General features: G+C 53.0%; 15 protein-coding genes. 5 read left to right on the forward strand and 10 right to left on the reverse strand.

Annotated features, from left to right (window positions below):
• Positions 1-73 precede the first annotated feature (73 nt).
• Positions 74-1,360 (reverse strand): alpha/beta fold hydrolase, encoded by a 1,287-nt coding sequence (locus tag CBE72_RS18420; protein ID WP_100145647.1) that lies wholly within the window; start codon positions 1,358-1,360, stop codon positions 74-76.
• A gap of 195 nt (positions 1,361-1,555) precedes the next feature.
• Here CBE72_RS18420 and CBE72_RS18425 point away from each other — a divergent pair, with 195 nt between their 5' ends.
• Positions 1,556-2,203, forward strand: a complete 648-nt coding sequence (locus CBE72_RS18425) for an MBL fold metallo-hydrolase (protein WP_100145648.1) — start codon at positions 1,556-1,558, stop codon at positions 2,201-2,203.
• 197 nt (positions 2,204-2,400) lie between these two features.
• Entirely contained in the window at positions 2,401-2,904 is a 504-nt protein-coding gene (locus CBE72_RS18430; RefSeq protein WP_100145649.1) for a DUF1097 domain-containing protein, read from the forward strand.
• Positions 2,905-2,979: 75 nt separating this feature from the next.
• Here CBE72_RS18430 and CBE72_RS18435 read toward each other — a convergent pair whose 3' ends face one another.
• Together CBE72_RS18435 and CBE72_RS18440 are read right to left on the reverse strand one after the other, a co-directional pair.
• Positions 2,980-3,549, reverse strand: coding sequence for a VOC family protein (locus CBE72_RS18435; RefSeq protein WP_100145650.1), 570 nt, complete (start codon positions 3,547-3,549; stop codon positions 2,980-2,982).
• Positions 3,550-3,563: 14 nt separating this feature from the next.
• Positions 3,564-4,067 (reverse strand): L,D-transpeptidase family protein, encoded by a 504-nt coding sequence (locus CBE72_RS18440; protein WP_100145651.1) that lies wholly within the window; start codon positions 4,065-4,067, stop codon positions 3,564-3,566.
• A 276-nt stretch (positions 4,068-4,343) separates the two neighbouring features.
• Here CBE72_RS18440 and CBE72_RS18450 point away from each other — a divergent pair, with 276 nt between their 5' ends.
• A complete protein-coding gene (locus CBE72_RS18450; RefSeq protein WP_100145653.1) occupies positions 4,344-5,204 on the forward strand; it encodes an ion transporter in 861 nt (286 codons plus the stop codon).
• A gap of 106 nt (positions 5,205-5,310) precedes the next feature.
• The gene (locus CBE72_RS18455) at positions 5,311-6,747 is read left to right on the forward strand and encodes an MATE family efflux transporter (protein ID WP_229671967.1); all 1,437 of its coding nucleotides are present in this window, start codon (positions 5,311-5,313) and stop codon (positions 6,745-6,747) included.
• Between the two features lie 32 nt (positions 6,748-6,779).
• Here the strand turns inward: CBE72_RS18455 and CBE72_RS18460 are convergent, their stop codons facing one another.
• From CBE72_RS18460 to CBE72_RS18470, 3 genes are all read right to left on the reverse strand, one after another.
• The gene (locus tag CBE72_RS18460) at positions 6,780-7,007 is read right to left on the reverse strand and encodes a DUF2986 domain-containing protein (RefSeq protein WP_100145655.1); all 228 of its coding nucleotides are present in this window, start codon (positions 7,005-7,007) and stop codon (positions 6,780-6,782) included.
• A 124-nt stretch (positions 7,008-7,131) separates the two neighbouring features.
• Positions 7,132-7,488, reverse strand: coding sequence for a hypothetical protein (locus tag CBE72_RS18465; RefSeq protein ID WP_100145656.1), 357 nt, complete (start codon positions 7,486-7,488; stop codon positions 7,132-7,134).
• A 66-nt stretch (positions 7,489-7,554) separates the two neighbouring features.
• Positions 7,555-7,989: a hypothetical protein gene (locus CBE72_RS18470; protein ID WP_100145657.1), complete on the reverse strand. Its 435-nt coding sequence runs from the start codon at positions 7,987-7,989 to the stop codon at positions 7,555-7,557.
• Positions 7,990-8,139: 150 nt separating this feature from the next.
• Here CBE72_RS18470 and CBE72_RS18475 point away from each other — a divergent pair, with 150 nt between their 5' ends.
• A complete protein-coding gene (locus CBE72_RS18475; protein ID WP_100145658.1) occupies positions 8,140-8,829 on the forward strand; it encodes an energy-coupling factor ABC transporter permease in 690 nt (229 codons plus the stop codon).
• A gap of 104 nt (positions 8,830-8,933) precedes the next feature.
• On the opposite strand, the gene CBE72_RS18480 is transcribed toward CBE72_RS18475, so the two are convergent.
• The 4 genes from CBE72_RS18480 to CBE72_RS18495 all read right to left on the reverse strand — a co-directional run bounded on the left by CBE72_RS18480 (position 8,934) and on the right by CBE72_RS18495 (position 13,981).
• Positions 8,934-9,491 (reverse strand): RDD family protein, encoded by a 558-nt coding sequence (locus tag CBE72_RS18480; protein ID WP_229671940.1) that lies wholly within the window; start codon positions 9,489-9,491, stop codon positions 8,934-8,936.
• A 101-nt stretch (positions 9,492-9,592) separates the two neighbouring features.
• Complete coding sequence (locus CBE72_RS18485) at positions 9,593-9,949, reverse strand: glutaredoxin family protein (RefSeq protein ID WP_100145660.1); 357 nt, start codon at positions 9,947-9,949, stop codon at positions 9,593-9,595.
• A 180-nt stretch (positions 9,950-10,129) separates the two neighbouring features.
• Positions 10,130-13,381 carry a DUF748 domain-containing protein gene (locus CBE72_RS18490; RefSeq protein WP_100145661.1) on the reverse strand — a complete coding sequence of 1,084 codons (3,252 nt, stop codon included), beginning with the start codon at positions 13,379-13,381 and terminating at the stop codon, positions 10,130-10,132.
• Positions 13,382-13,591: 210 nt separating this feature from the next.
• Positions 13,592-13,981: a VOC family protein gene (locus tag CBE72_RS18495; protein ID WP_100145662.1), complete on the reverse strand. Its 390-nt coding sequence runs from the start codon at positions 13,979-13,981 to the stop codon at positions 13,592-13,594.
• Positions 13,982-14,175 lie beyond the last annotated feature (194 nt).

Raw genomic sequence — 14,175 nt, forward strand, 5'->3', positions numbered from 1 at the left:
AGCGTTCAAGTAACGCGTCAATGGATGTGGAACCGAGTTCAGTGTGCGCTTTTTAAATTAACCCAAACTGAAATCATCTGAGCTCGATGCCGCGATTGAGGGCGATAAGCTTATCCAAGATCCGTTCACCATCCATGCGTATGCCGTTGTGCTCATATTCAGAGGTTAACCAATACTTGAGGTTGCCGACTCTGGCGGCGGTTTCCAGGCTGTAGGCCTGCTCGACATACATATCTTCGCTGTAGATGGCAGCGGCGACAGGTACGCGGTTTTTGGCGAGAATATTCGGGTCATAGAGTGAAGGCCAATCGGCTTTGGCGGCCAGCAATTCGGCGCAGGCTTTTAGCGGCTTGAGGTTGGCAAACTGCTCAAACATCCAGGGGTAGATCATCTCACCGCTGAAAAGCAGCTCATCGGCGTCCGGGGCAAACGCCGGATATTCGGCCCGCACCCTGTGGGCAGCCCAGTTTGCGGCTTGTTGCTGGCAATAGATAGACTCGTGCATGATGGCAAACAGTGGGTTGGTATTGTAATCCAGCAATTGACAGAACTGCGCCTCAAACAAGGGATTGAGCGCCTTGCCGCTTGGGGTATCTATCAAGGCTTGCTCCAGCAGATAGTAGAGGGCTTCCGGTCCTTGCTCCATGCCTAAGTTGACGCCCAAAAGCTGCAGCATTTCCTGGGTCAGCCGCTCACCTGTGGCCAGGCGCGCATCATGGCTATTGATAAATTCTCTGAGCTCGGCCAGCAAGGCTTTGGCATCTTTGAAACGGGCAAAGAAATCCCGGTTTTTGGCCAACAGGCGTTGATATGTTGCCCGATAAACCTCGGTTGCGGGGCGCTCAAGGGATGGAATACCGCCGGTAATAAAGGCTTCCTTGAGCCCTTGCGGTGCGGCGCTCAGGTATCTGAGTACGCAAAAGCCACCGAAACTCTGACCGAGAATACTCCAGGGCGCATCCGGGCTCAGTTGCGCCCGAATCGCCTCGGCATCACGAATAATATTGTCGGCGCGAAAATGGCTCAGGTACTCAGCCTGATCGGCAGGCGTCAGCCCGCTCAGGGTCTTAAAGCTGACCGGGCTTGAGAGGCCGGTGCCACGTTGATCCAGCAAGAGTACTCGGTACTCTTTAAGCGCTCTTTTGATCCAGCCGCCATTGGCAAGGGGGCGGACGGCACCAAAACCCGGGCCTCCTTGGAAAAACACCAAGAGAGGCAGATTGGCGGCGTTGCCCTGGGGGCCGCGAAGCTCCCGGGCAAAGATTTGCAGTTGTTCCCCGGTGGGATGCTGATAATCCAGCGGCAGAGAGAAGAAGTGTTTGCGGCTCAGGATGCCAGCAAGACGGCTGTCTGTTATCATGTAGGGCCTTGGGCTTGAAGGTTGATAGCCCAAAATAGTATATAAAAATCCCTAAGCTGCAAACCGGCGCCAGATTAAAGCGGCTTATCTGACGCTTTCCTTGCCCGGGATCATTTTTTCTGTTGCCGGGTTGATGGATCATGCATCGAGACGATCTATCGATCATGGAACGATAACAGCCTGCGAGTGTGTGTAATGAAATACCAGATCATCCCAGTGACCCCTTTCCAGCAAAACTGCAGCCTTATTTGGTGTGAAAAGAGTGGCAAAGCCGCGGTGATAGATCCGGGTGGCAACCCAGAGCGCATCATGGATGCCTTGGCGCAGCACGGCCTGCAGTTGCAGTATATTCTGTTGACTCACGGGCACATAGATCATGTCGGTGCCGCCAAGACCTTGGCCACTGAGTGTGAGGTGCAGATCATAGGCCCGCATATCGACGATAAATTTTGGTTGGATAATCTGCCGCGTCAGAGTCAGAACTTTGGCTTTCCCGCTTGCGAAGCGTTTGAGGTTGATCGTTACCTCGAAGATGGTGAGCAGCTTACCCTGGGTGAACAACAGCTGAGTGTGCTGCATTGTCCGGGACATACTCCAGGGCATGTGGTCTTTTTTGATCCTGCCGGGAATCTGGCTTGGGTGGGGGATGTGCTGTTTCGTGGCTCCATTGGCCGAACCGATTTCCCCGGCTCCAGCTACCAAGCCTTACTTGATTCCATCCGTTATAAGCTCTGGCCTCTGGGGGAACAAGTCAACTTTATTCCCGGCCACGGCCCCATGTCCAATTTTGGCGAAGAGCGACGTAACAATCCCTTTGTGGCCGATCAGTTAATGGCCGACTAAAGTCGCCATTGATGAATAAACCCGGACCTTCCGGGTTTTTATTTGATTAAATTTCAATATTTTGTGGTTTTATTACGTCTTTGGGTGTGGTTTTGCACAATATTTAGCCATAAATTAACCAATATTAGCGGTTGATCTGGTTTTTGTTATTAAAAGTGATGTAATTTAGTCAAAACATCGTTTTACTGGAGGCTACCATGCAACAGCGTTGGCATGCAGCAATATCTGCCGGGCTTTTGGCCACTGTTTGGTGTGGGGTTGCCGACACCTTGGATTTGACAACCTGGATAGGTTTTCTGGGGTGCAGTACTTTCTTCGCTCAGGGCCGCCGCGGTTTTGCCGGTCTGCTGCAGGCATGGTGCACCAATACTTCAGGTGTATTCTGGGCCTGGCTTATTATCAGCGGCAGCAGCTTCTTTGTCTCGCCGGTATTTGGCTGGATCTTTACCGGCATCGCCACCAGCGCCATGTGTTTGCAGGCTAGTTTCAGTAAACTCAACTTTATCCCCGGGGCTTTTATCGGCTGCTGTATTACCTTTGCCATGGCCGCAGATATTGCGACCATAATGCCCCCTTTGTTGATCGGCGCCGTGTTTGGTTATGCCATGAGTCGCTTGACGGATCTTATGGGTTATTACCAAACCAGCCGCAATGACAGCGCAAGTTCTGAATCCTTGACTCCTGAGCGGATGGTGGAGTGAGCCAAGCCATACTTGCTGTTTTGGGGCACCTGCTCTTAGGTGCCCGGCTGGGTAGCCCAGGCCTGGTCTAACGGGTTATTCCTGTTCGCTGGCGATGATGGCCTGAATGCTGTGAGGATGCACCTTGACGCAAACCCCGCCAGCCTTGAATGCCAATGTCGGGTTGGCTAAGCGTTCGGCTTCGCCTTTGGGGCTGCTGGCCTTGAGTTTGATCTCCGTGTCGCCATCGAGTGCGGCTTGGGTTCGGGGGCAGAGAGTACGCAGTTGCTCAGCCAGTTCATCACAGCTTTGGGCGCCCCCCGGCAAAACCAGTTCCAGATGTTCCCATCCCTCTTCGGGATAGTGTTTATCGCTGGGGAAGGGCAGCTCGACACAGGGAATTTGCCATTGACCCAATCGCAGAGGCTGCTGCAGTCGTATGATCAGGATAGGGCGGCCGTTGATGATATTTTCCGAAATGATTTCACCGCATTGGGCAAATTCGGCCTTGAGCTTTTCTGCCGCGGCGACAGAGTTGACCCGCAGCGCGGCGTGATCGCACTCGTTTAAACGTTCGAGTCCGAGGCGCTCAATCAGAGGCATAACTTTGTCGGCAAAGGCTTGCCAGTCTGCCAGCAACTGCGACAGAGATTGAAGGTTTTGCATATTTGATTCCTGTTTCAGGGCCAGATTTCTATCGGCGTTCCCGGCTCAATCAACTGCCAGAGTTCATCCATCTCTTTATTGGTGAGGGCGATACAGCCATTGGTCCAGTTAAACTGTTGCGCCTCTTCCGGGGTTAACTCAGAGCGGGGGTTTTGGCCGTGGATCATGATTTGACCGCCTGGGCTTATCCCTAGCGCCTTGGCCCTGAGTCTGTCCTCGTCATTGGGATAAGAGATGTGAATCGCGCGGTAAAAGGCGCTGTCGGCCTTTTTATAATCCAGTAGATAACGGCCCTCGGGAGTACGTTGGTCGCCTTCCTGATACTTGTGGCCCTTGGGCATCTCCCCCATGGCGATGCGATATTCCTTGATCACCTTACCGGCTTTAATCAGGCTCAGACGCGAATCTGACTTGTTGACCAGCACCAAATCCACCTGTGCCGAGGCCAGGGGGCTGTACAACTGGGCAAACGCCAGCAGAAATATTGCATAAACTATATGACGAAACGAAGGGCCCATGGTGCCTGGCTCTGATTATGGTTATTTTGACGCGATAATAACCGAAAACAGGGGCTTTCTTGAAGCCTTTGAGCGCACCTGTCTGTGCTTTTTTGGCCTGCATGGGGTGCGCTTGTCTCTGTGCCGGTGCCAGAGAATATTTGGCACACTCGCCGATGCGTGGCAGACTTACGCCCCTGCCTTTTGGGCATGGCGCCGCGAAAATTGACAGTGCGAGACGTTAAAGGGTCAAGAGTGAGACGCCGTTTGGGTTAGACAGTAAGGAAAGCTTGCCGCATGAATCAACACAAGATGACAGATACGCCACCAGAGCCTGAGCTCAAGCGTAAGCTTAGAATAATCATCTTTGGTACTGAAACGCCCGCCGGTCGCTGGTTCGATATCGGCTTGATCATCTGCATTATTCTCAGTGTTGCCTTGGTTTTTCTCGATACCGTGGCTGATATCCATGCCCGTTTCGGACATATCATCCTGGCACTGGAATGGGCCTTTACCTTGGTGTTCACTCTGGAATATCTGCTGCGGCTCTATTGCTCCAGCAATCGCTTGAGTTATGCTCGCAGTTTTTACGGTGTCGTGGATCTGCTCAGTATCCTGCCCAGTTACCTGGCACTGTTCTTCCCCGGGGCCAATTTCACTTTGGTGATCCGGATTTTGCGGCTGTTCAGAGTTTTTCGGGTACTCAAGCTGCTCAGATACTTGAGTGAGGGAAATCTGCTGCTCAAGGCGATGCTGCAGTCGAGTCGCAAGGTGTTTATCTTCTTTTTCTCTGTGAGTCTCATCATTATGGTGCTCAGCGCCATCATGTATGTGGTCGAAGGCCCGGAAAATGGCTTCAGCTCGATCCCCAAGTCTGTCTATTGGACCATAGTGACCATTACCACTGTGGGCTACGGTGATATCACCCCCAAGACAGATCTCGGTCAGGCGATAGCGGCGTTTACCATGCTCCTGGGTTACTCGATAATTGCTATTCCCACCGGGATCCTTACCGCCGAAATCTCCCAGGAGATGGGCCGTAGCCGCGATCTGCGCCGCTGCGCCAACTGTTTAAAAACCGGGCATGATCACCATGCTATCTACTGTAATCGCTGCGGCAGTGAACTGGAGCCAGTTCCGGAAGAAAACAAGGATTAGGGTGTCAAACAACCAATCATCGGCTAAGACAGTCACTCAGGCAGGCACTCAGGCCGTCACTCAGGCTAAGTTTGTTGAGGGCAATATACTGCGTCACATTCTGGTGATGAGTTCTACTGCGGCCGTTGGGATCTCGGCGCTGTTTGTGGTCGACCTGTTGGATATTTTCTTCCTCAGCATGCTGGGAGAGCTGGAATTGGCGGCCGCCGTGGGCTATGCCGGTACCATCTCTTTCTTTACCACTTCCATAGGTATCGGCCTATCGATTGCACTGGGGGCTCTGGTGTCCCGCGCCGTTGGCGCCAGAGACACCGAAGGGGCCAAGCGTTTGTTGCTCAATGCCGCCATGGTGACCCTGCTGGTATCCAGCCTGATGGCGATAGTGGTGACCGCCTTGATCCCTGAACTGCTGGCGCTGGTGGGCGCCAGGGGACATACCGCCGAGCTTGCCGCCGATTATCTGTATATTCTGGTGCCTTCGCTGCCGATCATCTGTTTGGCGATGGCACTTGGCAGCGCCCTGCGCGCCGTGGGTGATGCCAGGCTCTCCATGCTATCGACCCTGGCGGGCGGCGCGGTCAATGCAGTATTTGATCCCATTTTTATTTTCTTGTTTGCCATGGGCATAGAAGGGGCGGCGGCCGCCTCGGTATTGGCGCGTCTCAGTGTGCTGCTGATCGCGGCAAGAGGGGTGTTTATCAAACACGGCCTTTGGCACCGTTTCGAACTTGCGAGCTTTCGCGGCGATCTGCGCGCCATTTTTGCCATCGCAGGGCCGGCTATGCTGACCAATGTGGCCACCCCCATAGGTAATGCGGTGGTGACCCGGGCGATTGCCGACTTTGGCGACAGCTTTGTCGCCGGTTGGGCCGTCGTGGGGCGTTTGACCCCGGTGGCCTTTGGGATGATCTTTGCGCTTTCCGGCGCCATAGGCCCAATCATAGGGCAGAATTATGGTGCCAGGGCCTATGACAGGCTCAGCGAGTGTTTGACCCGGGCGCTGCAGTTTTGTATCGCCTATGTGCTGGGGATGTCGCTGCTGCTGTGGCTATTGCGCGAGCCTTTGGTATTGGCTTTTGACATGCGCGGCGATTCTGCCGAGCTGGTCCGCTTTTTCTGCCAATATATGGCGCTGTTTTTCCTGTTCAACGGCGCACTGTTTGTGGCCAACGCCTCGTTCAACAACCTGGGTAAGGCTAAGTATTCAACTGCCTTCAATGTGGGCAAGGCCACTATCGGGACACTGCCATTTGTTTATCTTGGAGCCGAGCTCGGTGGGGTATATGGGGTCTTGATTGGTCAGGCACTGGGGTCAGTGCTCTTCGGGATATTGGCGGTGATCACCGCCTATCGGCTGGTGGCCAGAGTGGCCGCCAATGGCCGCCAGCAAGGTCTTGAGGCCGACAGGCTCGATGAGGAGGAACTCTCCATGGCCTCCAGCAGTCCATTGTCGTCTTCCTGTACCCAGATGGGGCAGATGACCGAAGAGCTGGAGCCGATAGCCAGTGCCCAGGCGACCTCGCCCCAGCGGCAGAAGCCTTAACGCCATGCATTAAAGAAGAGCTTGAAAACGCTTTATAGGCTGTCAGATTGGGGCGTCGCGGCGGTATCATTTTCAGCAGTATCGCTGCTTGGTTGTTCAACAGCGCTGCTTTCTGCTTGTTCGGCCGCCGCGATTTTGGCGCGCTCGGCCTTGGAGATATAACCCTGTTTGGCCGGGCCTGAGTTGGGGATCTCTTTCTTGTTTTCCCGGGCTTTGGCACGCTTGGCCAGTTTTTTGGTCAGTTTTTGTCGCTTGTTCATGCAAAATTTCCTGGTACTTCCCACTTGGGATGGGCAAAGGGCAGGCATTTTAGCCTGCCGACGGCCGGGCAACAAGCTCAACCTGCCTGGGGCAGGTTGGGATACTGCGGCGCAAGCGCTTTTCTTAGAGGAACAGGGTCATAAAGACACCGATATAGCTCATGGAAACTGCGACTCCAATGCTGAGCAGAGCCATATCTAACATCAGTGGTCGTTCCGGCGTCTTGGCGGCCTTGATAAGCTCGACCACACTGGTGGGGATCACTATCAGCCCTGAGACTATCAGCAATAAGAAACCGGGGCGGAACAGGTTGAGCTGCAGTGCACTTTGATCCTGCCAAAGGTGGTTATACTGCTCGCCAAACAACAATAACGCCATGGCAACCACGGCCGACAGGCTGGTGGCGAGTAACAACTGACGATTAACCTTGCTGCGGTTAACCGGCTCTTCTATCTCCTGAATGATTCCTGTGGGTTCCATCTCATATGCACCTAAAGCGGAAAACTGCGGCAAAACTAGCAAATTTGCGGTTTTTTTTCAAAAAAATTACTTATTGCCGAAGCGACTCTTGTCCATTTCATTGGCGCCATCGCGGCATTCGCCGCGGATCTCGCCTCTGTCGGACTGCAGCAGACGACTGAGCTCATAGAAGCCTTCGCGGCAATATTGATTCATCTTGAGGGTATTATCGAGCCCAAGTTGTAGCTGCTGTTCAAACACGGCAAGTCTCGCCTCTCGAATGGCCTGTCGTTGACGCATCTCTTTGGCTGTCCTGGGAGCCTCAATAGGATTTTCGTACCGGCCGTCAGCCTTGGGGGCTGTAAGCCGGGCGGTATAGGTGAAGAGCTTCAAACCATCGGCCTTGATATCGGTCTGAAAATTGTCTTTGATGGCACCGGCAAAATCGGCCGGATCTATGTTGGGTTTTGAGCTGCAGCTACTGAGCAGCAGCGGCAGTAATAACAGAAAAAGCGCACGCATAAGCTGGGGTGATTATCCTTATTATTTTTTTGGAGATACAAATTAGTGCTAACTTACTGCAGAATAAACACAATTGCATTAAGGAAGGTGCGAATAAGTCAACGCGGCATCTATGTTTATCGCCTTTATTGGCTGAGCGAATGGTAGGTTATGGTCGAGTATCTTCAACATCTTTTCGATAAGGTTCAATGGCAGCCGGGACTGGCTGACGTGCTCTATGGGGCTCTGCTCTTTGGCTGGTTTGCCTGGATCTGGCCTAAACGGGACTGGCAACGACTGCTGGCGGACAAGAGCTTGCAGTGGCGGGCGCTACTCAGTACCTTGGCCATCAATGGTCTTTGGCTGCTCAATGCCAGCGTAACCGAGGGGATCCATGCGCATTTTCTGGCCTTGGTGACCCTGATGCTGATGTTTGGCTGGCGTTTGGCGTCTGTATTGATGCTGCTTCCGGTGAGCTTCTTTTGCCTGTTTGTCTACCACCAGCCCTGGATGCTGGGACCCATGATGCTTTTTGGCGTGTGTCTGCCACTGCTGCTGGCGTTGACCGTACATAGCTTGAGTTATCACAAATTGCCCAAGCATTTGTTTGTGTTTATTTTTGTGGCTGGTTTTCTCAACGCCGGGTTATCTGTTGCCAGCCATATTCTCGCCTGGTCGGCTTATCTCTGGGCCAGCACGGATTACAGCGCCGCTTACCTAGCGGATAACTATCTGCTGCTTATTCCGCTGCTGGGGTTCCCGGAGGCCTTACTCAACGGCATGGCCGTGACTCTATTGGTAGTGTACCGGCCCGAGTGGCTCTACGATTACTCGGACCGGGTCTATCTCTGGCGTCACTGATCGGTGCGACTGAGTGCAACTATCTTTCATTGCCTAACAAACTAAGCCTGCCATCCGGTAACTTGTTGTTTTTTTCGATATTTGCGTTGGCCTGTGGTGGGGCTTTAGTCTTTGGGGGCGCGGATCACCAGAGTACCGGCGAGTTTGTCATGCCAGCCCTGTTTGCGGGGATCGAAGGCCACCCAGAGATAGCCAAGGCCGAATACCAGAGTAGAGGGGATATAGCCTAAATAGCGCACTATTAGGCTGGCGGTTGATGGCTTTTGCAAAGTGTCGGCGTCAACAATGACGGCCCTTAACACCATCTTGCCCGGAGTCGCGGACTTATAATGCCAGAACAAGATGATCAAGATGAAAGGCAACAGGTAGTTGATCACAACATCGAGCGGGCCCAAGATTAGGGCATCGTTCTCCAATATGGCATCGATGCCAAAGACTAGCAGAGTCAGTGGCACTGTGATGCACATCAACATGAGTGAGTCCAGCAGGGTTGCCGCCAGTCGCTCCCAAAACCCTACATAAATGGGATAGCTGGATTCATTGCTTGCTGCTTCTGCAACGGGCGGTGGAGGCGTCATCCCCGAGGCTCGTTCCGTAGGGATTGTCTGTTCTTGATGAGCCAAAACTGACTCTATGTTGCGTGGGTTTTGCTCCGCTGCCATTTACTCTGTCCCTGATTAATAATTACTGTTGGGACGATACACAGGAATAAAGCTTGGAACAAGCTGTGCCTGCCGTATTGGGACGGCAGGCAAGGGATTGATCAACCAAAACGCTGATTGAGATAGCTGATGATGTCGTTGGATTCGTACATCCAGGTCACTTCACCGGCTTGTTCTATTTTCAAACAGGGAACTTTCATCGTGCCACCGCCGTTTTGCAGAGCACTCTTGTGTGGCTCCTGCTTGGCATCCAGGGTGGTGATATTCAGGCTCTGGCGTTTCATCGCACGTCTTACCTTGACGCAGAAAGGGCAGGCGGGATACTGATATAGGCTGAGGCTACGACATTGTTCATCGATATCCGCCTGCTGCTCGGGTTGCCGCTTAAGCCCCTTGGGTGAAAAAACAAAGTTGAGCAGCAAAATAATCCGCCCCAAGATCCAACGAATAATAAACATAAGCATCCTCTATATAAGCTAAAAACGGCAGGCAGTTTAACTCAGTGGTAGTGAAACTCAAGCCTGGGCTAAGGGTGATGAAGGGGCGGGAGGAGTGCGCCAGAGTCCTTTGTCAGTGCAAAGGTTGCATGCAGAGATGTAAAGGCGCCAAAGAGGCGCCTTTACAAAGTGGCCAGCGTTTTAATCGGCATTGAGCGACAAAATCGCCTGAGATGCATCCAGTTTCATCTCTGTCTTGCTGTCGAGCAGGAAGACTCTTTCCGGGGCGACGGCTGCTCTGTCCACCAGGAAGGCCTTGATGGCCTGGGCCCTGGCCTGAGCCAGATTGGCCAGCTCGTTATTGCTGATCTCCTGAGCGCTGAGCAGTTGGTTGTAAAGGCCCATATGCCAGACGGTGAGCAGGGTATCTTCATCGACTCTTTCACCGTTGGCCTTTTCGGCAAGTCTTTGCTTCACTTTGTCTTTTTCCGCGTCGGCATCCAGTTTTAACTGTTGCTCGAACAATTCCACCAGAGCATCTGCCAGCTTACCCTGGGTGGGGAAGCGACTGGCGCTCAGCTCGTCCGGCAGGGTTGCAAGCTTGCTGGCCTTGAGCAGTTGCTGCTGCAGTTTTTGCTCTGCCAGCGCCTCACTGTCTTCCCGCTGCGCTACGCTGCCTTCAATGCTCAATTGCAGCTTGGGCCTGTCATCCAGCGCCTTGGCCAGCTTGCTCAGCTTATCCTCGGCGTCAGCGTCCAGCGTGGCTATACCGGGTTGGAAAGCGACCAGGTTCAGCTCTTCATCACTGCCAACCAGACCGGCCAATAAAGAGAAGGGGGCGGTGACCGCCTTGGTGATCACATTGGTGATGGCGGTCATCACTATGCTGCCGAAGCTGAAACTTGGGCTGTCGAGATCGCCTGAAACCTGTAAGCCAAGATCTATCACCCCATGTCTGTCTTGCAAAAGGGCGATAGCCAGGGTGATTGGCAAACTGGTGGCCAGATCGGAATCACTGGGTTTACCCAGCTTAAGCTGATCTATCACCAGATGATTGTCGCCTTTCAACTGGTTGTCTTCCAATTGATAGTTGAGCGCCAAAGACAGCTGGCCTTTGTCTATGTAGTAACCGGCATAGGTGCCCGAATAGGGATTCACCGAAGTCAGCTCGACACTCTTGAATACTAAATCCAGATCCAGATAGGGTTTTTCCAGCAGTGGATTCACCTCTCCCTTTAGGGTGACCGGAGCATACTTGTCTATCTTGCCCTTGATATCGACACTGGCCTTGGTTCCCGGGGTAGAGGATAGCTGGCTTATCTTGCCTTCCAGCGCCTCGATACCGGAAGCAAAGTTAGGAGTGAGGGAGTTATCGGCAAAATAGGCCGAGCCGTTTTGGATGGCAATGCTGCCGATATCCAGTTTAAATGCCTTCTCTGCAGCTGCCCTGGCGGTGTTTTTTTCCTTGGCGGCAGTTTGCTGCGCTTGTATGTCGACGTTTTCTTGCGCCACTTGAGATTGAGCATCCGCGCGGAGCAACTCGCCGATGTTGGTGCGCTTATCTTCGGTAATCATCACCTTGGCATAGGGCTGTTTCAAGAATATATTGCTGATTTTGAGGCTGTTTGCTTCGGAATCAAAGCTCATCGCATCTATCGCCATATTCTGCCATTTCAGCAGAGGCTCAAATGCCAATCCATCCTTGATAAGCAGTTTATCTATGTCGGCTTGCCCCTGAAAATGGGCCTTACCTTCGGCGTTGGCAGTGAACTTGCCCTGAGTGCTCAACTTGCCGCTTTCAAACTGCATATTGAGGTAGGGCGCCAGATAGGGCTGGAACTGCTGCAGCTCCAGCTCAGTTAGTGCCAACTCGCCTTTAATCGTGAGAGCCTTGGCATCTAACGCGCCGATGGAGGTGAACTGGCCTTGGCTGGTTTCCGGTGGGTTTTGGGCATCAGAACTCAGCGCCAGCTGCAACCGGTAGTCTATGTTTCCTTCGAGATCGGAACGCACGGGTCCTGTGGTGATGTCCAATGGATAGACACGCCAGTGGATACCATTGCTTTGCTGCTGCTCAAACAAGTTGAGATCGGCCTGTTTGAGATTGATTTTGCCTATGGTCAGGAGCCACTGTTTCTCTTGCCCCAGGGCTTTGTTTGGCTCAGCTGCTGGATGCGCTGTAGCTTTTTCTCGCGCTGTAGCCTTATCTTCTGCAGTGGCTTGTTCTTTCGCTGTGGCCTTATTTTGCGCCTCGGTTTCAGTTGCCGCCTCTGGTTGGGCTAGTGCTGGTTCCACTTGTGCCTTGGCCGCGGTGTTATCGGGCTTGGCATGTGTGGCAGGCAGGGCGGGCATAAAGAGCTGCTGTAGATCCAGGCCTTGCTTATCCAGGCGGGCATCAGCCCACAGGCCTTGCAGCGCCAGTTCGTCGATATCAACACTCTGGTTATCGCCGTCCACCCGAATGTTATCCAGCGCCAACAGCGGCAACTTGACTCTGGCTTGCTGTTGGTCGGAGAACAGCAGATTTTCTAGAATAAACCGGCCCTTGTGGGCATGGTAATGCAGTTGGTCTTGTTGCTGTTTCAACTGGTACTGGCTTTGGAAGCTGAGTTCACCGTCGCTGAGCTTAGCGGCAATAAGCCCATCGGCAAACGGCCAGAAGGGTAGCAGGGAAATTTTGGCCAGTTGCAGCTCGCCGCTGACTTCGAGTGGCTGCAGCTGAAACTGTCCCTGAGTCTGCAACTGTCCATTATCGCTGCCGGTCAATGACAGGGCATAGCGGTTGGCATCTTTCGCCAGTACCGGTTTGTTCTCATCTTCCGGCAGACTGAGACTATATGCCTTGGTATCCAAAGCTTGTAGGCTGAAATTAAGCTTGTCGTAACTGAGCTCTGTATTGGCGACCTCATCCTGGTAAGCGAATTTACCCTCTGTCACTCGGATATCCCGGGCAATGACTCTAGGCGGCGCAGAGGCTTTTTCCGTCGCCTCGGCTTGCGGTGTTCGATTGGCTTCAAGGTGGGCAAGCATATCGCTGAAGTTGAATTGAGCTTGGCCCTTCTCTGACGCAAGTCTTTGCACATTCACTTGTGGTTCAAGGAGATAGATATGATCTATGGCGATGGCCCCTTGAGTCAGCGAGCGCCAAAATGCCAGTTCCAACTCAAGCTGCGTGAAAGACACAAATACTTGCTGCGGGTCGCTCTCCTGCAGGGCGAAGTTATCCAGGCGGACTCTGAGAAGGAAAGGGTTGATGCTGATATCGTTCAGGCTGGCCTGACGCCCAAGCAGTTGTTGCAGTTGCTTGGGTGTTTGCGACTTGATCCCCCAGGGAGCGAGTCCACCGAGCAATAGGGCATAGAGGCCATATGCTAGTAGTAGATAGATGCCGGCCTTGATGGCGAGCGGTGCCTGTCGAAAGCGGCTGATGAGCTGAGTCAGCAGATTGGGCATAGCGGTGTGAGATCCCTTGAAGCAGGTTTGCATCCATAATTGGGCGCTATTCTAACGTGTATTCGCTATTGTTGATAAGGCGGTTTTGTGTTTGGTTTTGTTACCATTGGGCTATTTATCCGGCCGTTATAAAACGCTTCTTTTACCAATCTGTCTGGCCGTTAGAGCTTTAGTTGGCAACATGAATGATCTTTACCAAACGGAGCGGATTTAATCTTCGCCGGATTGAGTGTATGTAATGGCAGCAATAATGGCGCCGCAGGGATCTTTTATCCAGCAGAAGCGACCGACCTGAGGAATGTTTTCCGGGCCGTAAAGGATATCGCCTCCCAACGCCTTGGCTTTGATGGCAACGGCGTCGACATCTTTGACGGTAATATAACCCGTCCAGTTGCTCGGCATGGCTGGCGCCGGACTGTCTGTTATACCGCCAATGCCGATACCTTCGTTTTCTATGATGTGGTAAGGCCCCTGCGGCAACTGCATGGTCTTGAAGCTCCATCCAAAAATTTCACCATAAAACCGCATCGCCCGCTCAGAATCATTGGCGGTCAATTCGTGCCAACTCAAGGCTCCATGGGTGTTAAAGGGGGAGTTCATAGATAGGTTCTCCTGAGACAGGCGGGCTGATAACTTGGCCGTTTTCATTAATTGCCCCGGTTTGTTGAGCCCGCAATGAGTTCAGCTTTGAGTGTAGCCGAGTCAGCCGGGCTTTGTGGGTTTCTTTGGCGGGAGCTCTGGGGCGGGAAGGTAGCCATTGTCGCCTAAATCGGGAGGGCTCAAAGTCCGGCTTA

Source organism: Shewanella carassii (genome assembly GCF_002777975.1).
Taxonomy (GTDB): domain Bacteria; phylum Pseudomonadota; class Gammaproteobacteria; order Enterobacterales; family Shewanellaceae; genus Shewanella; species Shewanella carassii.

What these genes read in the sequence shown, in the direction of transcription:
- CBE72_RS18450 (WP_100145653.1), top strand. Translation starts at nt 4,344, where the DNA reads ATGAATCAACACAAGATGACAGATACGCCACCAGAGCCTGAGCTCAAG.
- CBE72_RS18470 (WP_100145657.1), bottom strand. Translation starts at nt 7,989, where the DNA reads ATGCGTGCGCTTTTTCTGTTATTACTGCCGCTGCTGCTCAGTAGCTGC.
- CBE72_RS18425 (WP_100145648.1), top strand. Translation starts at nt 1,556, where the DNA reads ATGAAATACCAGATCATCCCAGTGACCCCTTTCCAGCAAAACTGCAGC.
- CBE72_RS18440 (WP_100145651.1), bottom strand. Translation starts at nt 4,067, where the DNA reads ATGGGCCCTTCGTTTCGTCATATAGTTTATGCAATATTTCTGCTGGCG.
- CBE72_RS18495 (WP_100145662.1), bottom strand. Translation starts at nt 13,981, where the DNA reads ATGAACTCCCCCTTTAACACCCATGGAGCCTTGAGTTGGCACGAATTG.
- CBE72_RS18455 (WP_229671967.1), top strand. Translation starts at nt 5,311, where the DNA reads ATGAGTTCTACTGCGGCCGTTGGGATCTCGGCGCTGTTTGTGGTCGAC.
- CBE72_RS18475 (WP_100145658.1), top strand. Translation starts at nt 8,140, where the DNA reads ATGGTCGAGTATCTTCAACATCTTTTCGATAAGGTTCAATGGCAGCCG.
- CBE72_RS18460 (WP_100145655.1), bottom strand. Translation starts at nt 7,007, where the DNA reads ATGAACAAGCGACAAAAACTGACCAAAAAACTGGCCAAGCGTGCCAAA.
- CBE72_RS18485 (WP_100145660.1), bottom strand. Translation starts at nt 9,949, where the DNA reads ATGTTTATTATTCGTTGGATCTTGGGGCGGATTATTTTGCTGCTCAAC.
- CBE72_RS18480 (WP_229671940.1), bottom strand. Translation starts at nt 9,491, where the DNA reads ATGGCAGCGGAGCAAAACCCACGCAACATAGAGTCAGTTTTGGCTCAT.
- CBE72_RS18490 (WP_100145661.1), bottom strand. Translation starts at nt 13,381, where the DNA reads ATGCCCAATCTGCTGACTCAGCTCATCAGCCGCTTTCGACAGGCACCG.
- CBE72_RS18465 (WP_100145656.1), bottom strand. Translation starts at nt 7,488, where the DNA reads ATGGAACCCACAGGAATCATTCAGGAGATAGAAGAGCCGGTTAACCGC.
- CBE72_RS18435 (WP_100145650.1), bottom strand. Translation starts at nt 3,549, where the DNA reads ATGCAAAACCTTCAATCTCTGTCGCAGTTGCTGGCAGACTGGCAAGCC.
- CBE72_RS18430 (WP_100145649.1), top strand. Translation starts at nt 2,401, where the DNA reads ATGCAACAGCGTTGGCATGCAGCAATATCTGCCGGGCTTTTGGCCACT.
- CBE72_RS18420 (WP_100145647.1), bottom strand. Translation starts at nt 1,360, where the DNA reads ATGATAACAGACAGCCGTCTTGCTGGCATCCTGAGCCGCAAACACTTC.